This is a genomic window from Achromobacter sp. Marseille-Q4954 (assembly GCF_943737025.1).
GTDB classification, from domain to species: domain Bacteria; phylum Pseudomonadota; class Gammaproteobacteria; order Burkholderiales; family Burkholderiaceae_B; genus Achromobacter; species Achromobacter bronchisepticus_A.
Map to the genome: position 1 here is coordinate 1482493 of NZ_CALSFQ010000001.1, position 20249 is coordinate 1502741.

General features: G+C 64.3%; 15 protein-coding genes, 2 pseudogenes and 1 other annotated feature. Of the genes and pseudogenes, 10 read left to right on the forward strand and 7 right to left on the reverse strand.

Going from position 1 to position 20249, the window contains the following annotated elements:
- Nucleotides 1-3: 3 nt before the first annotated feature.
- The 3 genes from NGK62_RS06925 to NGK62_RS06935 form a co-directional block, all read right to left on the reverse strand.
- Entirely contained in the window at nt 4-492 is a 489-nt protein-coding gene (locus NGK62_RS06925; protein ID WP_034053978.1) for a peroxiredoxin family protein, read from the reverse strand.
- 85 nt (nt 493-577) lie between these two features.
- Nucleotides 578-1087 carry a peptide-methionine (S)-S-oxide reductase MsrA gene (gene msrA / locus NGK62_RS06930; RefSeq protein WP_008652077.1) on the reverse strand — a complete coding sequence of 170 codons (510 nt, stop codon included), beginning with the start codon at nt 1085-1087 and terminating at the stop codon, nt 578-580.
- Nucleotides 1088-1211: 124 nt separating this feature from the next.
- On the reverse strand, nt 1212-2063 hold the full coding sequence (locus tag NGK62_RS06935) for an AraC family transcriptional regulator (protein WP_052157284.1): 852 nt from the start codon (nt 2061-2063) through the stop codon (nt 1212-1214).
- 69 nt (nt 2064-2132) lie between these two features.
- On the opposite strand from NGK62_RS06935, the gene NGK62_RS06940 reads away from it, so the two are divergent.
- The 3 genes from NGK62_RS06940 to NGK62_RS06950 all read left to right on the forward strand — a co-directional run bounded on the left by NGK62_RS06940 (nt 2133) and on the right by NGK62_RS06950 (nt 8212).
- Nucleotides 2133-3992 (forward strand): glutamine--tRNA ligase/YqeY domain fusion protein, encoded by a 1860-nt coding sequence (locus tag NGK62_RS06940; protein WP_197970338.1) that lies wholly within the window; start codon nt 2133-2135, stop codon nt 3990-3992.
- A 485-nt stretch (nt 3993-4477) separates the two neighbouring features.
- On the forward strand, nt 4478-5182 hold the full coding sequence (locus tag NGK62_RS06945; RefSeq protein WP_079385910.1) for an isocitrate lyase/PEP mutase family protein: 705 nt from the start codon (nt 4478-4480) through the stop codon (nt 5180-5182).
- Nucleotides 5183-5296: 114 nt separating this feature from the next.
- Nucleotides 5297-8212 (forward strand): Tn3-like element IS1071 family transposase, encoded by a 2916-nt coding sequence (locus NGK62_RS06950; RefSeq protein WP_251877808.1) that lies wholly within the window; start codon nt 5297-5299, stop codon nt 8210-8212.
- A 142-nt stretch (nt 8213-8354) separates the two neighbouring features.
- On the opposite strand, the pseudogene NGK62_RS06955 reads toward NGK62_RS06950, so the two are convergent.
- Together NGK62_RS06955 and NGK62_RS06960 are read right to left on the reverse strand one after the other, a co-directional pair.
- Nucleotides 8355-9073: pseudogene (locus tag NGK62_RS06955) on the reverse strand (IS3 family transposase); the annotation flags it as partial.
- Nucleotides 8676-8792 (reverse strand) — a sequence feature (AL1L pseudoknot). (Overlaps the previous pseudogene by 117 nt.)
- 151 nt (nt 9074-9224) lie before the next feature.
- A pseudogene (locus tag NGK62_RS06960) lies at nt 9225-9908 on the reverse strand (efflux RND transporter periplasmic adaptor subunit); the annotation flags it as partial.
- 409 nt (nt 9909-10317) lie between these two features.
- Here NGK62_RS06960 and NGK62_RS06965 point away from each other — a divergent pair.
- The 6 genes from NGK62_RS06965 (at nt 10318) to purU (ending at nt 15529) form a co-directional block, all read left to right on the forward strand.
- Nucleotides 10318-11526, forward strand: a complete 1209-nt coding sequence (locus NGK62_RS06965; RefSeq protein WP_118932384.1) for an MFS transporter — start codon at nt 10318-10320, stop codon at nt 11524-11526.
- A 2-nt stretch (nt 11527-11528) separates the two neighbouring features.
- Entirely contained in the window at nt 11529-12191 is a 663-nt protein-coding gene (locus NGK62_RS06970) for a gamma-glutamylcyclotransferase (protein ID WP_502802953.1), read from the forward strand.
- Nucleotides 12192-12296: 105 nt separating this feature from the next.
- Complete coding sequence (pdxH, locus tag NGK62_RS06975) at nt 12297-12926, forward strand: pyridoxamine 5'-phosphate oxidase (RefSeq protein WP_059371571.1); 630 nt, start codon at nt 12297-12299, stop codon at nt 12924-12926.
- A 38-nt stretch (nt 12927-12964) separates the two neighbouring features.
- Nucleotides 12965-13489, forward strand: coding sequence for a flavin reductase family protein (locus NGK62_RS06980; protein ID WP_173143915.1), 525 nt, complete (start codon nt 12965-12967; stop codon nt 13487-13489).
- Nucleotides 13486-14595, forward strand: a complete 1110-nt coding sequence (gene lhgO, locus NGK62_RS06985; protein WP_251877812.1) for an L-2-hydroxyglutarate dehydrogenase LghO — start codon at nt 13486-13488, stop codon at nt 14593-14595. The genes NGK62_RS06980 and lhgO overlap by 4 nt, the downstream gene beginning before the upstream one ends.
- A 79-nt stretch (nt 14596-14674) precedes the next feature.
- Nucleotides 14675-15529 (forward strand): formyltetrahydrofolate deformylase, encoded by an 855-nt coding sequence (gene purU / locus NGK62_RS06990; RefSeq protein WP_059371568.1) that lies wholly within the window; start codon nt 14675-14677, stop codon nt 15527-15529.
- Nucleotides 15530-15562: 33 nt separating this feature from the next.
- Here the strand turns inward: purU and NGK62_RS06995 are convergent, their stop codons facing one another.
- Nucleotides 15563-17230 carry a SulP family inorganic anion transporter gene (locus NGK62_RS06995; protein ID WP_251877814.1) on the reverse strand — a complete coding sequence of 556 codons (1668 nt, stop codon included), beginning with the start codon at nt 17228-17230 and terminating at the stop codon, nt 15563-15565.
- Nucleotides 17231-17483: 253 nt separating this feature from the next.
- Nucleotides 17484-18386, reverse strand: coding sequence for a LysR family transcriptional regulator (locus NGK62_RS07000; protein WP_059371566.1), 903 nt, complete (start codon nt 18384-18386; stop codon nt 17484-17486).
- A 125-nt stretch (nt 18387-18511) separates the two neighbouring features.
- Between NGK62_RS07000 and NGK62_RS07005 the strand changes: the two genes are divergently transcribed.
- A complete protein-coding gene (locus NGK62_RS07005) occupies nt 18512-20212 on the forward strand; it encodes an acyl-CoA dehydrogenase family protein (protein ID WP_251877816.1) in 1701 nt (566 codons plus the stop codon).
- Nucleotides 20213-20249: the final 37 nt, after the last annotated feature.

A 20249-nucleotide genomic window follows, 5' to 3' on the forward strand; every position in this document is an offset into this window, starting at 1 on the left:
ACTTCAGGCCGCCTTGAGACCATCGTTCGAAGCGCCGAACGCCCCGATCAGCTGCCGCTCGTCGAGCTCGAAGTCGCTGTAGAGCACCTCGTCCAGCGGATCGATCACCAAAAACCACGGCGTGCCGCGCGTCCCGTAGTCCGCCATGAGCGACGACGCGCGTCCGATCGCAGGGTCGTGTCCGAACGGAATGTTCAAGCCGTAGCGCAACTGCGTCTCGCGCAGGCGCTCGAAGGTGTTGGACTCGGCGCCCTCGAACACGGTCTGCACCGCGGCAAACGCGAAGCCGCGATCGCCCAACGCCTTGATCAGCTTCTGCAGGGTCGGAAAGCCATGGCTGTGGCAGCCCGGACACCAGTGCTGGAAGCAGAAGATCACTTTGAACCCGTCGCCCAGATCGGACAGCTTCAGCGGTGCCATGCTGCGCCCTTCGCCGTCGATCCACCACGGCACCCGCAGCTCGGGCGCCTGTTGAATGCACCGGGATTGCATCACCATCTCCTCAGGAAAAAAACAGACACACCGGGTCGGCCCGCCCACTGGCGCGCCGACCCCCACCGTTCTTGAGCGTTGGCCGTCAGCCGATCTCGCGTCGCGGCAGCTTCCAGCCCGCACGGGGGTAGTGGCAGGTGTAGCCGTTGGGGTGCTTGACCAGGTAGTCCTGATGCTCGGGCTCGGCCTCCCAGAACGGCCCCGCGGGCGCGAGCTCGGTGACCACCTTGCCCGGCCACAAACCCGAGGCATTCACATCGGCAATGGTCTGCTGCGCCGTGGCCAGCTGCTCGTCCGAGGTGTAGAAAATGGCCGACCGGTAGGAACTGCCGCGGTCATTGCCCTGGCGCCCCGGGGTGCTCGGATCGTGGATCTGGAAGAAGAACTCCAGCAGGTCGCGAAAGCTCGTCTGCGTGGGGTCGAACTCCACCTCCAACGCCTCGGCGTGGGTGCCGTGGTTGCGGTAGGTGGCGTTGGGCACATCGCCGCCGCTGTAGCCCACACGGGTGCGCAACACGCCAGGCAGCTTGCGCACCAGGTCCTGCATGCCCCAGAAACAACCGCCGGCCAGGACTGCTTTTTCGCTCGGGTTCATCGTGATCTCCTTCAAAGTTCTGCCTCAAGGCATTGAACCTGAAGTCGGGTCCGTTCGGCACAGCACAACGGCATTCGGCGTCCGCATCACGCCACCGATCGTCCAGAACCAGGGCGCGATGGACCTACGGCTGACTCAGATGCTCCATCTGCCAAGCGCTGGGCGATTGCCCCGAGGCCCGTTGAAACGCTCGCGCGAATGCGGTGGCATTACCGTAGCCCACCTGAGAGGCCACCGCCTTCACTGCCTGCCCTTGCGCGAGTAGGTTGCGGGCAACCGCCATGCGCCAGTGGGTCAAGTAGGTCAACGGCGGTATGCCCACCACCTGGACAAAGCGCAGGGCAAAGGCAGACCGGGACAGGTGCGCCAGCTCCGCCATGCTGTCAAGCGTCCAGTCGTGCTCTGGCGATTCGTGCAGCATGGACAGCACCACACCCAGACGGCTGTCGACCATGGCCTCCAGCACACCGCCGGACAGCAGTTGCCGATCAATCAGGTGACGCACAAGCACCACGAAGGTGTATTGCAGCAGGCGGTCGATCGCTGCCCGATAACCAAAAGCACGTGCCTCGGCCTCCTCGAACAGCAGCTCTACCGGTCGCTGCAGCGATGACGTGGCGGTCAAGTCAATCACCGTGACGTCCGGCAAGATCATGTCCAGCGGCGGCGCCAATTCACTGAGGGTGGCGCACATCAGGTCCACCCCCTGCGGCCCTGAGCCCTGAACCCAGTGCTCCAACGCGCGGGGAAGCAACAGCACGCTGGGCGCCCGCACGTTCAGCGGCGCAAAGCCCTTGCGCGTCAGTTGCAGCTCGCCGCGACTCAGCAGGTGCATCGTCCCCTGCTTGAGGCCGTCAGCCTCGGATCCCTGCGTCAGGGTACAGAGATTTCCCGAGAAAAACATGCGCGCCGTGGGGGTGAACCGTAACAGCTGGTTCAGCAGAGAGGCGTTCGGCAAGGGAGTGCTTTGGTTCAAGCGCGTGACACCTGTTGTGGGTTAGACCTTGATTATCTTGGAGCTTCCGCCTCTCCTTAGAATGACTGCATGCCCCCCCCGTCCCTTTCGTCCAGCATCTCTCGACACCACCAAGCTCCCGCAGAAATTGAGGGCCAGGCGCTCAGGACGTCAAACTTCCTGCGCCAGGTCATTGAAAAAGACCTCGCCACCGGCACCTACGCCCAGCGCCAATGGGGCGGCGGCCCGGGTGATGCCGCCTTCCACGACGCCGGCCAGCCCGACCCGGCCAAGATCCGCACCCGCTTCCCGCCCGAACCCAACGGCTACCTGCACGTGGGCCACGCCAAGAGCATCTGCCTGAACTTCGGCCTGGCGCGCGACTACGGCGGCGTCTGCCACATGCGCTTTGACGACACCAACCCCGAGAAGGAAGAAAAGGAGTACGTGGACTCCATCCTCGACGCGGTGCAGTGGCTGGGTTTCAACTGGGAATCCAACTTCAACGGCAAGCAGGAAAGCCACCTGTACTACGCGTCGAACTACTTCGACTTCATGTACCGCGCGGCCGAATACCTTATCACCGCCGGCCACGCCTATGTGGACGAGCAGACAGCCGAAGACATGCGCATCAACCGCGGCGACTTCGGCAAGCCCGGCGTGGACAGCCCCTTCCGCAGCCGCAGCCCGGAAGAGAACCTGGCCCGCTTCCGCGAGATGCGCGACGGCAAACTGGCCGACGGCGCCGCCGTGCTGCGCGCCAAGATCGACATGGCCTCGCCCAACATCAACCTGCGCGACCCGGCCATCTACCGCATCCGCCGCGCCACGCACCACAACACGGGCGACGCCTGGTGCATCTACCCCATGTACACCTTCGCGCACCCCATCGAGGACGCGCTGGAGCAGATCACCCACAGCATCGCCACGCTGGAATTTGAAGACCAGCGCCCGTTCTACGACTGGTTGCTGGAGCGTTTGTGCGAAGGCGGCCTGCTCAAGGCCCCACCGCCGCGGCAGTACGAATTTGCGCGCCTGAACCTGACCTACGTGATCACCAGCAAGCGCAAGCTGGCGCAGCTGGTGAACGAGAAGAAAGTCAGCGGCTGGGACGACCCGCGCATGCCCACCATCGTCGGCCTGCGCCGCCGCGGCTACACGCCCGAGGCCATCCAGCTGTTTGCCGAACGCATCGGCGTGACCAAGAGCGACTCCTGGATCGACTACAGCACGCTCGACGGCTGCCTGCGCGAAGACCTGGAAAACAAGGCCCACCGCGGCATGGCCGTGCTTGACCCCGTCAAGCTGGTGCTCACCAACTGGGCCGAAGTGTTCGGCTCTGACGGCTACACCGAAGACTGCACCCAGCCCGCCCTGCCCCACAGCACCATTGCCGAAGGCCAGACGCCGCCGCCTGACCGCGTCTTCAAGATCGGCAAGGACGTGTGGATCGAACGCGAAGACTTTGAAGAAGTGCCGCCCAAGGGCTACAAGCGCCTGTTCCCAGGCAACGTGGTGCGCCTCAAAGGCGGCTACGTCATCGAATGCACGGGTTGCGCCAAAGACGCCGAAGGCAAAGTGACCGAAGTGCACGCCAAGGTCATCCCCGGCACCAAGAGCGGCACCCCCGGCGCCGACAGCGTCAAGGCCAAAGCCGCCATCACCTGGGTGGGCAACGCCGACGGGGTGAGCGCCGAAGTGCGCCTGTACGACCGCCTGTTCACCGACCCGCAACCCGACGCGGGCGGCAAGAACTTCCTGGACGCGCTGAACCCCGACAGCCTGAAGGTGGTGACGGCGGTTGTGGAGCCTTCACTGGCTGCAGCGAAGCCAGACCAGAAATTCCAGTTTGAGCGCCACGGCTACTTCGTGGCCGACCGTGCGGACCACGGGGTGGGCGGGAAAGTGGTGTTCAACCGGGTGACGGGGTTGAAGGATCGTTGGAATTGATCGCTATTCCCACTCTGTGCTTGCTTAATGCCTCGTACAAATCGTCTTTGTTGAAGACATCGCCTTGCACCACTTCACTCTCAGAATCTGGGGGTAGCTATCTACTCCGTTTTGGCGAGTAGGTGAACAGATCCGGAACAACGCGCGGTTGACACGGCCACATAGGAGTTGCGGAGCGTTTGCCCGGTAAACCTGTCTTGAATCGTCCCGAGGAGATTCGAACGCGCTGCCTAAAGCAACCACGCAAGCAACGTGAGCCGTTTTTCGACACCGACGAATCTGTGCATGCGCTGGTTATGGTCGAAAAGTGAGGCGCTCTACCAAATCGCAAAAACGGCAGGAAGTACATGGGTGTGTGGCATACCTCCCCCGACAACAGGGCGCACGCTTTACGACAAGTTGATGCGGTGTCTGGGCGAGATTGCCCATACGCACGATACCGACTGAAGTACCCGCCACCAACTTCGGCGACTAGGATGGCCATAATGAGCCAAATCCAACGGGGTCTACGGTTCCAGCAATTGCACACTGCCGAGGCCATCTTTCTGATGCCCAACGCTTGGGACGTTGGTAGTGCGCTGATGCTCGCGTCCTGCGGCTTTCCCGCTATCGCCACTACGAGTGCAGGCGTGGCTTTCTCGCTGGGATTCCCTGATCAAGAAGCTGCTGTGAGCAGGGAGACCATGCTGGATCGCGTGGGGTCCATTGCTGCGGCAAGTCCACTTCCTGTCTCCGCCGATCTCCAGTCGGGCTACGGTGCGAGCCCTGAAGAGGTTGGAGAAACCATCGCGGCTGCGATTCGTGCTGGTGTGGTGGGCGCGAACATCGAGGACTACAGCGGCAATCCTGCGCAAGCCCTGTTCGACAGAGAGCACGCTGTCGCGCGCGTTCGGGCAGCAAGACGCGCCGCGGACGCGTCGGGAGTTCCTTTTGTTCTGACGGCCCGATCCGATGTCTACCTGACTGGTGCGAGCAATGTTTTTGCAGAGGCCGTCGAGCGATGCAATGCGTACCGAGAGGCGGGTGCGGATTGCCTCTTTGTGCCGGGGGCTTCCGACCCCAAGACCATCGAAGCGCTCGTCCGGGAGATCAATGCCCCCCTCACCGTGGTCATGGGCCTGACAGGTTCACCTCTCACCGTGCCCCAACTCGGATCTTTGGGGTCTCCTCGTTTTCAGTGCAATAAGTGACGGTACGCAAAGCTAGCACTGGCGCGGGGGTGGTCTGGGTAGACCGTTGATTTCATTGACTTTCCTGTTCGCTTTGTAAACGGGTATGGTGGCCTCCCACTTTTGAGGTTCACGATGCAGGGTTGGCACACAACGTTTTTGGGGATGCGTGGGCTCCCCCGCGATATCAGCGACTTCGAGATGAAGGCATTTTTCACCTTCGATGGTGCCGAGCGCGACGCAATCAATGCACGCCGAGGTGATTCCCACAAGCTTGGTCTGGCGCTCCATATTGGTTTCCTGCGCATGAGTGGGCGTTTGCTCGGTGCCTTTCGGGTAATTCCAGTAGCCTTGTGGCGCCACCTTGGCAACGAGCTTGGCATTGCAGCACCAGAAGTCGCCTCGCTGAGAGCCATGTATGAACGCGGGCGCACGCTATTCGATCACCAACAAGTAGCCTGCACGGTCCTTGGATTCCAGTGGATGAGCGAGCACCAGCGCCGCTCACTGGTACGTGAACTGCGCGACGAAGTGGCGCGCTGCGCCGACCGCGATCAGCTACTCGTGCGGGCGCGTCAATGGCTGTACAAGAACAAGCTGGTGATCGTGCACGAGCGGGCAATTCGGACACTGATTGCGGCGGCACTTGCCCAGCTTGAAGTTGAAACAGGCACCGCCATCGCCGCCAGCGTTGATCCAGCAACACTTGATCGCTGGCGAGCCTCAGTTTCAGAGCTGCGCCCAGATGGACAAACCCAGCAGAGTTGGCTATGGGCTGCACCGGCGAAACACGCAGCCCGCCAAATCAGCGAGGTACTGGAGCGCATCGACCTGCTTTACACGCTGGACGTTCATAAGCACCTGGCAGACATCCCCGATCTCATCTTGCGCCGCTACGCGCGCCGACTTGTCTCCAGGCCGCCCTCAGCCGGAGCCAAGATCAAAGAGCCAGCGCGCACCGTGGAGGTCGCATGCTTTCTTCGGTATTGCCTGTTCACCACCACAGACCAGTTGATCCTTATGGTGCAGCGCCGGATCGCCGATCTGTGGCGTCAGGCTGCCGCCGATGTCCCCGCTACCGTCAATTGGGCCGCAATGTACAAAACGCTGCTCGGCGAACTTGTTGCCTTGAGCGCGCAAGGTGCGGTGCCAGATGCTGAGTTGCGTGCCCGTCTTGAAGCCTTGATCACCGAAACCCAGAAACGCAAACCACCGAGCAGGGCCTCCCTGGTCCGCGAGGGATTGATTGATGGAATTCGCCCCGTGCGGTCGTTGCTCGTCGCCATTGCAAAGCTGCCCTGGCAGGCCACCGGCGAGCATCCTGCCATCGAGTACCTTGCCAAGCTGCAAGCTTTATATCTCAAAGGATCCAGAAAGCTGCCAGTTGAAGTGGTGGCACCAAGTCTGGGAATGATCTGGCAGGTTTCGATCTCCAGCCCAGACCGGGAACGGGCGTTTCAGGCGTTGGAGGTGGCCACCCTGTTTGCCCTGCGCCGCGCGGTGCGCAATGGCTCGGTCTGGATTGAGCACAGCCTGAGCTTTCGGGGTCGTGCGCGCTTGTTCTTCACGGACGAGCGTTGGCAGGCAGAGTCCAAGAAACACTATGCCCGTCTATCGTTACCCAGCAAGGCTGCCACTTTCTTGAAGCCTTTGCTGGCCAGAGTAACTGCCGGTGTCGATGCGGTGGCCGCTGCAGCCCGCAGTGGCGTACTGCGCGTGGATGATGAACTCCATTTGTCGCCATTGCCCGCAGAGGACGAAGACCCAGAAGTGACCAAGCTGCGCGCGGCTTTGGATCACCGCATCGGTGAGGTTCAATTGCCGGAAGTGATTCTGGCCGTTGACGCCCAGGTGCGCTTTAGCTGGATCATGCTCGGACGTGAGCCGCGCTCTACCGACGAGCTGCTGATGGTCTATGCCGGCATCATGGCCCACGGCACCAGTCTGACTGCGGTCGAATGCGCGCGCATGATTCCGCAATTGTCTGCCACCAGCATTCGCCAGGCCATGCGCTGGGCGCGGGACGAACGGCGTCTGAGCCAGGCCTGCCAGGCTGTGCTGGAATTCATGCAGCGACACCCGATTGCCGCCACCTGGGGGCGGTCCGATTTGGCATCTTCTGACATGATGAGCATGGAGACCACCAAACGGGTGTGGCAAGCCCGGCTTGATCCTCGGCGCAACACACCTTCCATTGGAATCTACTCCCATGTAAAAGACCGGTGGGGCATCTTCCATGCGCAGCCCTTTGTGCTCAATGAGCGCCAGGCGGGCGTGGCCATTGAAGGTGTCATCCGCCAAGAAAAGCTGGAGACCAGCCAGCTTGCTGTGGATACCCATGGCTACACCGACTTTGCCATGTCACATGCCCGTTTGCTTGGTTTTGATCTTTGCCCGCGGTTGAAGGAACTCAAACAGCGCCACCTCTTTGTGCCACGCGGCACCAAAGTGCCCGCAGAAATCGCTGCGGTGTGCGAAGCCAATGTCGACGTCGCTTTGATCGAAAAGCATTGGGATAGTCTGGTGCACCTGGCAGCCTCGGTCATGAGCGGACATGCCAGTGCGGTGGCAGCTCTTGCGCGGTTCGGTTCTGCCGCCCAGGGCGATCCAATCTATGAGGCTGGCGTGCAATTGGGGCGGTTGCTGCGTACGGCGTTTTTGGCTGACTACTTTGTCAAGGACGCTTTCAGGAACGAGTTGCGCCGGGTGCTCAATCGGGGCGAGGCTGTTAACGCCCTCAAGCGCGCCATTTATACCGGCCGGATCAGCCCGGCGCAGGCCAAACGTGTCGATGAAATGCAGGCTGTGGCCGATGCGTTGAGCCTGATGGCCAACATCGTGATGGCGTGGAATACCTCACAGATGCAGGCGGTCCTGGATCGCTGGTCGAACCGCCGCCAGGTCATTCCACCGGAACTGATCGGGAAGATTGCGCCCACCAGGCTGGAGAGCATCAACTTGCGGGGTGTGTTTCGCTTCCCGGTTGACCGCTATGCTGACCAAATCCTGCCTTCGCGGCCAAATGCATCGATAACTGGCACCAATGGATGAAACCGACCACGGTTTGACGCCACGAATCGCAGATTTGAAAGTGAACAGGAAAGTCAATGAAATCAACGATCTACCAACACCACCTCCGCGCCAGTGCTAGCTTTTCGTACCGTCACTTATTGCACTGAAAACGAGGAGACCCCTGGTTAGGACGTTGGGCTGTGAACTGGCGGTTGACGAGGTCTAGTGGGCATGGCCTTGCCACATCTGGGCGTGTTGTGCACACCTTCTTGCCACGCCGCGCACCCTCCAACCCTAGCTTGCGCATCAGGCGCTGCACCGTGCAGCGGGCAATAGGCAAGCCCTCTCGATGCATTTGCTTCCAGACTTTGATCACCCCATAAACTTGCCAGTTTGCATGCCATACACGTTGGATATGACCGCAACTCTCTTCGTCTGATTGGCTGCGCTTGCAGCGCAGCCATGGGCAGTTTCTTTGTTGAACCCTGCGTCTGTAGCCCGATGGGGCAATTTGCAGCAGTCGGCAAATTGGCTCGACCCCATAGGCATCACGGTACTTGTCTACAAAGTCAATCAGCTCTTGATGCGACGGTCCAGCTCCGCCTGCGCAAAAAAAGCGCTCGCAGCCTTGAGTATGTCATTGGCACGCCGCAACTCCTTGTTCTCCCGCTCCAGTTGCTTGAGCCGCTCACGTTCATCTGTAGTCAAACCCGGTCGTTGGCCTGCATCTATTTCTTTGCGCTGTACCCATCCATGCAGGGTACTGACAGAGCAGCCAATCTTGGGGGCAATCGATTCGCATGCACCCCACAGTGATGCGTAATCCGCTTGGCACTCCTGCACCAAACGTACGGCACGTTCACGTACCTCAGGGCTAAAACGAGCAGCTTTAGTGTTCATGACTCAATCCTCTCAGGAGTTGAGCCTCCACGGAAGCCGGTGCGATTCAGTTGGGCAATTGCAATTGCCATGGTGAAAGTGCCACGAACAGTCAAACATCTGGGTAAGTAAGGGCTTAGCGTGCTTTATTTTCCGTTTTCTGAGGCGACCCCTTGATGGTCATGGTGTCGACCTGAGCCACTTTGATGATGGTGGGCGCGCTCTGGATGGAGTTGACGGTCTGGCCTTCCTTGGTCACCACCGCGACCACCATGCCGTCGATGGGCGAGACGATGCGGGTGTAGCCCAGGTTGACGCGGGCGGTGTCGACCTGGATCTCGGCCTGCGCGATCTGCGCGTCCAGCGAGGCGATCTCGGCGCGGGTCACGCCCAGCGTCGCCTCGGCGCTCTCGTAGGCCTCGCGCGAACTGGCGTCGGCCGCCAGCATCTGCCGCTGGCGGCGGAAGGCCAGCTCGGCCTGCTTCAGCGTGGCGACCTTGGCGGCCCGCTCGGCGCGGCGGGTCTGCAGGGCGGCCTCGGCGTTGCGCAGCTCGTTCTGCTGGGTCATGTCGTCGATCTCGGCCACCAGCTGGCCCTTTTTGACGCGGTCGCCCAGCGCCACCTTCAGGGACTTCAGCTGGCCGGTGGCCTGGGCGCCGACGCTGACGCGTTCGATGGCGTCGATGGTGCCGCTGGCCAGCACGCTGTCTTCAAGATCGGCGCGCGTGACCTCGGCCACCGCGAAAGTGGGCGGCGGCGTCGCGGAGAAGAACGCGGCGCGCACGCCGAACACGGCTAACAGGAGCAAAACGGCGATCAGGGAGTAGCGCTTGAACTTGCTGCGGGACTTTTTCATTGAACCTGCCGGATGTAGCGCCGGCTATCGGGCCGGCGCCGGTATTGCGAATTGCGGACCAGGCAAGCGACCTTGCCCACGATGCTTGCTCATCCTAAACGTGTCGTCCGCCGGAACCATCGACGATCTGTGGCAAAACGGTGAAAAACAGTAAAGCGGGCCGGAACGTCAAGGTCCGCGTGATTGTTCCGTTGCATGAACGATACAACGCTTTGTCCGTGACTCGCGAAAGCCCTTGCCCGTAGATGCGGCGAACGTGCCGCCATCTTGCGCCATAAGCATGCGAGTTCGCCCCTAGATAGCCGCCATCATGCGATTGGCGCCAATATGCGTTTGCGGCGCTGCAAAACAGCCACGCCTCGACATAGGGCGACGATATGGCCAGAATGAACGCAGTTAAGCCGTATCCGTGTCCACTTCTCATAGATCCCCCTCTTCGTCACCCAGTTCCCCAGAGTTTTCCGGGGCGGTGCTTTTGTGCCTCCTGGCCATGATGAACCACGTGGCGCTCACAGGGGGACGGATCACCGTCTCACTCACCGCGCTGCAGATGGGGCTGTCGACCTTCAAGGTGGGCACGCTGGTTGCGGTGTTCGCGGTACTGCCCATGCTGTTCTCGGTGCGCGCCGGCCGCTGGGTCGACCGGGTCGGCATCGTGCGGCCGCTGGTCATCGGCACGGCCCTGGTCGCCTCCGGCACCGCGCTGCCCTTCATCTCCCAGACCCAGTTCGCCCTGCTGATTGCCTCCTGTTGCATCGGTATCGGCTTCATGTTGCATCAGGTCGCCACGCAGGATCTGCTGGGCCACGCCGAACCGGCGCAGCGGCTGCGCAATTTTTCCTTCATGTCGCTGGCGCTGGCGGGGTCCGGATTCTCGGGCCCGCTGATCGCCGGGCTGGCCATCGACCATCTGGGCACGCGCCTGGCCTTCGGCCTGCTGACCTTGGGTCCGCTGATTTCGGCGGGCGGGCTTTATGTGTTGCGTCACCAATTGAAGGCAGTGGATTCGCAGCTGTCAGGCAAAAAAGAGGCCGAAAAGCGGCGCGTTACCGAATTGCTGGAAGTGCCGGCATTGCGCCGCATATTGATGGTCAATACGATTTTGTCCGGCGCGTGGGACACCCATTTGTTCGTCGTGCCCATTTTCGGCGTCGCCATCGGCCTGTCAGCGACTACGATCGGCATCATTCTTGCGTCCTTTGCGGCGGCTACTTTCGTTATCCGCCTGATATTGCCCTTCATCCAGCGCCGCGTGCGGTCCTGGACGCTGGTGCGGGTAGCGATGGCGACAGCAGCCATCGATTTCATGCTTTACCCGCTGTTCACCGACGTTAACGTCCTGATCGTGCTGTCTTTCATCCTCGGTCTGGCCTTGGGCTGCTGCCAGCCGAGCATGCTCTCGCTGCTGCACCAGCATTCTCCGCCAGGCCGCGCCGCCGAGGCCGTGGGCCTGCGGATGGCCCTGATCAACGGCTCGCAGGTGTCCCTGCCGTTGACCTTCGGCGCACTCGGTGCGGTAATTGGCGTTGCCCCCCTCTTCTGGGCGTACTCCGTGGCCCTGATGGCCGGAGGCTGGGCCAACCGCAATCCCCCGATCGAATCTGAACGCAAAGCGTAGCCGTGAACATGCTGTCCTCTCCTCCCGCCGCCGGCAATTCCGGCGCCAGCCTGCCCTTTCGTCTTTGGACTGCGCAAGAGCGGCAGGAATCGCTGGACGAGGCCCTGCGCCACTGGCAATCGGGCGAAGACGTGTGGGTCTACGGCTACGGTTCCCTGATCTGGCGGCCCGACTTCGATTTCGTCGAGCGCCGGCTGGCGACCCTGCGCGGCCACCACCGGGCGCTATGCCTGTGGTCGCGGGTCAACCGCGGCACCCCGGAATGCCCGGGTTTGGTATTCGGCCTGGACCGGGGAGGCTCCTGCCGCGGCGTGGTCTACCGCCTGGCGGGCGACCAGGTGTCGACCTATTTCCCCGCGCTCTGGGAGCGCGAGATGTCCACCGGCGCCTATCTGCCCCGCTGGATCAACTGCGCCACCGATACCGGCACCGTGCGGGCGCTGGTCTTCATCATGAACCGGGACAATCCGGCCTACATCCGCGCCCTGCCCGAGCCCGAGCTGCTGGCCATCGTGCGCCGCGCCGCCGGCCGCTATGGCCCTTGCACCGAATATGTGGTGCAGACCGCCCAGGCGCTGCGCGCCGCCGGCATCCATGACGCCCGCCTGGACGCCATCGCGCGCCGGCTGGAGCTGGACGCGCACACGCTGCCGGAAGGCGCCTGAGGCCCGGCCTCGGGAAATCTTGCCTGCGCCCTGAGCGGGGTCAATAAGGGTACCGCCTTCCAGGCGGTATAAACTCCTTGTTATCAACGCTGAACTACTAGCCCCATGTCCGTCTCTGATCTGCGTCAAAGCTACGACAAGAACGTGCTGCTCGAAGGCCAGGCTGCCGCCTCCCCGTTCGAGCAGTTCACCCGCTGGTTCGACGAGGCCCTGGCCGCCAAGGTCCCCGAACCCAACGCCATGACCCTGGCCACGGTGGACGCCAGCGGCCAGCCCAGCGCGCGCATCGTCCTGATCAAGGGCTTCGATGAGCGCGGGTTCACGTTCTTCACCAATTACGAATCCCGCAAGGGCCTGGACCTGCAGGCCGAGCCGCGCGCCAGCCTGCTGTTCTTCTGGCAGCCGCTGGAGCGCCAGGTCCGCATCGAAGGCGTGGTCGAAAAAGTGGCCGGCGACGAGTCGGACGCCTACTACCACAGCCGGCCCGCCGGTTCGCGCATCGGCGCCTGGGCCTCGCGCCAGAGCCAGCCCATCACCCGTGAAGAGCTGGAAGCCCGCGAACAGGAATTCCGCGAGCGCTTCGGCGAACAGCCGCCGCGCCCGCCGCACTGGGGCGGCTACCGCCTGAAGCCCACCGCCTTCGAATTCTGGCAAGGCCGGCCTTCGCGCCTGCATGACCGCCTGCGCTATGTCGCCGACGGCCAGGCCTGGAAGATCGAACGCCTGTCGCCTTGATGCCGGGCGCCTCGCGCCCGCCCCCAATTAACGATTGCATGACCGCCTCCTCCCCTGATTTTGACGCCGCCTTTTTCCGCACCGCGCTGGGCCGTTACGCCACGGGCGTGACGGTCGTGACGACCGCCGACCCCGATGGCGCGCCCATCGGCCTGACGGTCAGCTCCTTCAATTCCGTGTCGCTGAACCCGCCGCTGGTGCTGTGGAGCCTGTCGCGCAGTTCGTCGTCGCTGGCGGCCTTCGAGCAGTGCGAGCGCTACGTCGTCAACGTACTGGGCGCGGAGCAGATCGCGCTGGCGCGCCGCTTCGCCACCGGCAAGACGCCGGACCGCTACGCCGGGCTGACGGTGCACCACGCGCCGGGCGGCACGCCCATGCTGGACGGCCATTGCGCCGCCTGGTTCGAATGCCACAACCGCAGCCGCTACGTCGAGGGTGACCACGTCATCATGGTGGGCGAAGTGGAGCGCTGCGGCCATAGCGGCGAGCCGCCGCTGGTCTTCCATGCCGGCGGTTTCGACCTGACCCCGGCAGGCGCCCGTTCGGAAAGGAAAGCGCCATGAGCGTGGATGTGGATTGCGTCGTCATCGGCGCGGGCGTGGTGGGCCTGGCGATCGCGCGCGCGCTGGCCCAGTCCGGACGCGAGGTGTTGGTGGCGGAAGCCACCGAGGCCATCGGCACCGGCACCAGCTCGCGCAACTCCGAAGTCATACACGCCGGCATCTACTACCCGGCAGGCAGCCTCAAGGCGCGCCTCTGCGTGCGCGGCAAGCACCTGCTTTATTCCTATTGCGCCGAGCGCGGCGTGCCCTATAAACGCCTGGGCAAGCTCATCGTCGCCACCGACACCGAGCAGGCCGCGCAACTCGAAGGCATCGCCCAGCGCGCCCGCGCCAACGGCGTCGACGATCTGCAATTCATCTCCGGCGAGGACGCCATGCGCCTGGAGCCCGCGCTGCGCTGCGCCGCGGCGCTGTCCTCGCCGTCCACCGGCATCGTCGACAGTCATGCGTTGATGCTCTCGTTCCAGGGCGACGCCGAAAACGCGGGCGCCCAGTGCGTCTTCCACACGCCGCTGGAGTCGGCCCGCGTCCGTCCCGAGGGCGGCTTCGAGCTGCAATTCGGCGGCGACGACGCCATGACCCTGAGCTGCAACGTGCTGATCAATTCCGCCGGCCTGCACGCGCCGGCGCTGGCGCGCCGCATCGAGGGTCTGCCCGCGTCCAGCATCCCCCAGGACTACCTGTGCAAGGGCAGCTATTTCACGCTGTCTGGCCGCGCGCCGTTCTCGCGCCTGATCTACCCGGTGCCGCAGCATGCCGGCCTGGGCGTGCACCTGACGCTGGATCTGGGCGGCCAGGCCAAGTTCGGCCCCGACACCGAATGGGTCGAAACCGAGGACTACACGCTGGACCCCGCCCGCGCCGAAGTCTTCTACGAGGCCGTGCGCAGCTATTGGCCGGCCCTGCCCGATGACGCGCTGGCGCCCGGCTACACCGGCATCCGCCCCAAGATCTCCGGCCCGCACGAGCCCGCGGCCGATTTCGTCATCGCCGGCCCGGCCGCGCATGGCGTGCCCGGCCTGGTGAACCTGTTCGGCATAGAATCCCCGGGGCTGACCTCCAGCCTGGCCCTGGCCGAAGAGACCCTGGCCCGTCTGAACGGATGATCTCCGCGCCGTGCATGCCGCGCGTGGCGCCATCAATAAATACTGTCACCTTTTCTCCTTTTTCTCCTCTCCCTGAACCATGCAGCACAACGACTACATCCTGACCCTGTCCTGCCCCGACCGCACGGGCATCGTGTACCGCGTCAGCGGCCTGTTGTTCGAATTGGGCTGCAACATCCTGGATTCGCAGCAGTTCGGCGACGAAGAGACCGGCCGCTTCTTCCTGCGCGTGCACTTCGACGTGCCGGCGGGCGTGTCCGTGGATGATTTGCGGGCGCGGCTGGACGGCATGTCCGCCGAGTACGGCATGGAGCTGAAGCTGCATGACGCCCGCCGCAAGGAACGCCTGCTGATCATGGTCAGCAAGCAGGGGCACTGCCTGAACGACCTGCTGTTCCGCGTGCATAGCGGCCATCTGCATGCCGAAGTAGCCGCCATCGTCTCGAATCACAACGACTACGCCAGCCTGGCCGCTTCCTACGGCATCCCGTTCCACTACCTGCCGGTCACCGCCGACACCAAGGCGGAACAGGAAAAGCAGGTGCTGGCCCTGGTCGATCAGGAAGGCATCGACCTGGTGGTGCTGGCCCGCTACATGCAGATCCTGTCGGAAGACATGTGCCGCGCGCTGAACGGCCGCGCCATCAACATCCACCACAGCTTCCTGCCCAGCTTCAAGGGCGCCCGTCCCTACCACCAGGCGCATGCGCGCGGCGTCAAGATCATCGGCGCCACCGCCCACTACGTGACCTCGGACCTGGACGAAGGCCCCATCATCGACCAGGACATCGAACGCGTGGACCACACGATGACCGCCCAGGACCTGACCCAGGTCGGCAGCGACATCGAATCCCTGGTGCTGTCGCGCGCCGTGCGCAGCCACGTCGAGCACCGCATCCTGCTCAACCGCAACAAGACCGTCGTCTTCCGCTAGGGAGATGGGGGCTCCCAGGCCCCCACCAACCGTCTAACCGCCCTCGGCCTCCAGCGCCAGGGCGGCAGCCGTGGCGCTCGCCACGTCGGGCTGCAGATGACCTTGCAGTCGCTTGTACAGGCCGACGCGGCGCACGATGTCCTGCGGCTGCCCCATCAGGCCCGAGACGATCAGCGCCACGCCTCGCGTCTCGCACGCCTTGCTCAGTGCTTCGAGCGCTTCGGCGCCGGTCGAATCCACGTAGATCACGTTCTTCAGGTCCAGCACCAGCGCGCGGGCCGGCAGGCGGTCTTCCAGCGATTCCACCAGCTTGGTCGCGCCGAAGAAGACGGTGCCGTACAGGCGCCAGACCTCGATCTTTCCATCCATGCCAGCCAGCAAGGGCTGCTCGGCGGCCGTGATGCGCTCGGCGCGCGACAGGCTGGAGATGCGGTAAATGAAGGTCAGGCAGGCGGCGAAAATGCCGAATTCGACCGCGACCGTCAGGTCGAAGACCACCGTCAGCACGAACACCGACACCAGCGTGATCCGGTACGGCAGCCGGTAGCTCTTGAGCCGCGCGAACTCGCGCCATTCGCCCATGTTCCAGGCCACGAACATCAGGATGGCCGCCAGGGTGGCCAGCGGTATCGAGGCCGCCAGGGGCGCCGCCGCCAGCATCACCACGAGCAGCACCAGCGCGTGCACCATGCCCGCGACGGGGCTGGTGGCGCCGCTTTTCACATTGGTCACGGTGCGCGCAATCGTGCCCGTGGCCGGCATGCCGCCGAAGAACGGCGTGACGAAGTTGGCGACGCCCTGGGCCATCAGCTCCTGGTTGGGGTCGTGCCGGTCGCCTATCATGCCGTCGGCCACCCGCGCGCACAGCAGCGACTCGATGGCGCCCAGCGCCGCAAGCGTGATGGTGGGCATGAGCAGGAAGCGGGCCGACTCCCAACTGAACGCAGGCAACGTGAAATCCGGCAGCGCGGCCGGAATGCCGCCGAAGCGGCTGCCAATGGTTTCCACGGGCAGGCCGAGCACTGCCACCGCCGCGGTCGCCAGCACCAGCGCGATGATCGAGCCCGGCACGCGGGCCAGCCTGGCCGCCCGCTGGCCGCCCCATTTAGGCAGCCAGCGCTGCCAGCCGACGATCACCGCCAGCGACAGCAGCGCGATGCCGGCTGCCCAGGGATTCAACGAGGACAGATGGCTGCCCAGCGCGCCCAGGATGCCGAAGAAGTCGCCCGGCATCTTGGGGATCGCCAGGCCCAGAAAATCCTTGACCTGCGACAGCGCGATCAGCACCGCAATGCCGTTGGTGAAGCCGATGATCACCGCCACCGGGATGAAACGCACCAGCGTGCCCAGCCTGAGCAGCCCCATCACGAACAGCAGCACGCCGGACAGCGCCGTGGCGATGATCAGATTGGCCACGCCGTACTGCTGCACGATGTCGTAAACGATGACGATGAAGGCGCCCGCCGGTCCGCCGATCTGCACCCGGCTGCCACCCAGCAGGGCGATCAGGAAGCCCGCGATGATGGAAGTGAACAGCCCGGCCTCGGGCTTGAGGCCCGACCCGATGGCGAAGGCCATGGCCAGGGGCAGCGCGACCACGGCCACGGTGAGGCCCGCGCCCAGGTCCTGGGCGAAGCGGACACGGTCGTAATCGCGCAACGCGTCGAAAAGACGCGGATGAAACGAAAAAGGAATTTCCACGAAAGACTCCGGAGAAGCGGAACCGAAAAACCCTGCAGTGGGGTTCAGTACTTCGCCGGAGGGCCGCAATGGCGCAGCCTGGTGATGAAACGCCTGCGGCGCGTGAGCGGCAGGACTGGACGGTAGGACATGGCTGATACCCGGAATTCGCGTTCGTATGCAAACGGTTCCCTCCCTGGCCGCCGGACTGGCGGCGCGGGGATACCGCTAACGATAAGCCTTCGGGCGGGCTCTGCCTAGCCGGCGGCGGATTTCACGGGGTTTCCGGGGACTCCCAGCCATGCCTCCCCGCCATTTCCACCGCTTTTTCCTGCAGCGGCGTACGTCCGGCCTCGGGCCAGATCATCTGGCTGACCGAGCGGGCCGCGTGCTCGAAGGCGATGAAGCGCGTCCCCGCCAGCCCGCTGCGCGACAGGCAGGCCGGCACGATGGACACGCCCAGCCCCTGCGACACCAGCGACGCCACGCTCAGCCAGTGCCGGACCTCGTGCCGGATCACGGGCATGAAGCCGGCCGACACGCACATGGACAGCACCGTCTCGTAATAACTGGGCGAAGCGGCCCGGGCGAAGAACACGAAATCGTCCGCGGCCAATTCCGCCAGCCGCAGGGATTCCCGGCTGGCCAACGGATGCGCCTGCGGCAGGCACACCACGAAAGGCTCGGCCATCAAGTCGCGCGCCAGCACGCCTGGCGGCACCGGATTGGCGTGGATGAAGCCCAGGTCCTGCTCGCCGCGGCGCACGGCCTCGATCTGGTCATGGGAATTCAATTCGGTCAGCACGTGTTCCACGTCCGGCAGCCCGGCGCGCATGGCGTTGAGCAGCGCCGGCAGGCCGCGGTACAGCATGGAACCCACGAAGCCGATGCGCAGCCGCCCGCGCAGGCCCGCGTCCACGCGCTGCACCAGCGTGCGCACCTCTTCCGCCTGGCGCAGCAGCGTCAGGGCTTCCCGGTACAGCACCTGGCCGGCGTCGGTCAGTTCGACATGGCGGCTGGTGCGGGTCAGCAGGCGCGCGCCGACGTTGTCCTCCAGTTGGCGGATGGCGTAGCTGAGCGGCGGCTGGGAAATGTGCAGCCGCGTGGCCGCGCGGCTGAAGTGGCGTTCTTCGGCCACGGCGATGAAATAGCGCAACAGGCGCGGATCCAGGTCCATTTGTCTCCCCTGGGACTGCAATCCATACTTTTTTTGGATTGTTCTACACACAAACAGTATTTGTATAGATTAATCCATGCAAGCACCATCACAGGCATCGTTCCCGTCTTCAGCAGGATGCCGCCATGGATACCCCCCTCAAGACCGCGCCCACCGCCGCCACGCCCGTTCCGGACTCGCGCGGGCAGAACCTGTTCAGCGCGGACCCTTACGCCGAGGCGCTCAGCCGGCGTTACCTGCCGCCCGCGCTGCACGCCCATCTGCTGCCCCACCTTGAACGGCTGGGCGCACTGGCCGGCGGCGTCATGGACGAACTGGCCGCCACCGCCGACAAGCATCCGCCCACGCTGTCCGTGCGCAGCCGCGCCGGCGCCGACGAATCGCGCATCGACAAGCATCCGGCCTACGTCGAACTGGAACGCCTGGCCTACAGCGAATTCGGCCTGGCTGCGCTGTCGCACCGCGGCGGCGTGCTGGGCTGGCCCGAACCCATGCCCGCGGCCGCCAAGTACGCGCTCAGCCACCTGTTCGTGCAGGCGGAGTTCGGCCTGTGCTGCCCGGTCAGCATGACCGACTCGCTGGCGCGCACCCTGCGCAAGTTCGGCTCCCCGGAACTGGTAGAGCGGGTCCTGCCCGAAGTGACCTCGCAGGATTTCGATGCGCTGCGCCAGGGCGCCATGTTCATGACCGAACAGGGCGCCGGGTCCGATGTCAGCGCCACCGAAGTGACCGCCACCGCACAGGACGACGGCACCTGGCTCATCCACGGCGACAAATGGTTCTGCTCCAACCCGGACGCGGGCTACGCCATGGTGCTGGCGCGCAGCGAAGCCCAGCCCGGCCTGAAGGGCGTATCGCTGTTCCTGCTGCCGCGCGACCTGGCCGACGGCACGCACAACCACTACCGCATCCTGCGCCTGAAGGACAAGCTGGGCACGCGCTCGATGGCCAGCGGCGAGATCCGCCTGGAAGGCGCGGTGGCCTGGCTGGTGGGCGAGCGCGGCCGCGGCTTCAAGCACATGGCCGACATGATCAACAACTCGCGCCTGTCCAATGGCATGCGCGCCGCCGGCCTGATGCGCCGCGCCGTGACCGAAGCGGTCTATGTCTCGCAGCACCGGCGCGCCTTCGGCAAGCGCCTGATCGACATGCCGCTGATGCAGCGCCAGTTGGTCAAAATGACGGTCTGGGCCGAACAGGCCCGCAGCGTGATGTTCCAGACGGCGCGCGCGCTGGCCGACGCGGACCTGGGCGCGGCCGATCCGGCACTGGCGCGCATCCTCACGCCGTTGATCAAGTTCCGCGCCTGCCGCGATGCCCGCAAGGTGACCGGCGACGCCATGGAAGTGCGCGGCGGCTGCGGCTACATCGAGGAATGGACCGAACCGCGACTGGTGCGCGACGCCCATCTGGGCTCCATCTGGGAAGGCACCAGCAACATCGTGGCGCTGGACGTGCTGCGCGCCATCACCCGCGAAAATTCACTGCCGGCGCTGCGCAGCCATATCGACGGCCTGCTGGCCGCAGGCCGCCCCTGCCCGCCCGAACTGGCCGACATGCAGGCGCGCGCGCTGGAGCAGACCTATGCGCTGGCCGAACACGCCGCGCAGGCCGACCGCCCCGAATTGGCACGCCAGGCGGCTTCACTGCTGTACCACGCGGTGTCGATGGCCGCCCTGCGCTGGGAAGCCACCGAACCCGGCCTGGAAAGCCGCGCGCTGCTGGCCGACCAGGTGCTGCAGCACCGCCTGGGTCCGCGCGATCCTTATGCCATCCCGGCCGACGAAAGCGCGGCGTGCCGGGCCATCCTGCAGTACGCGCTGTAAGCACCGACGCCGGCGGCACAGCCGGCGCGCAACCACT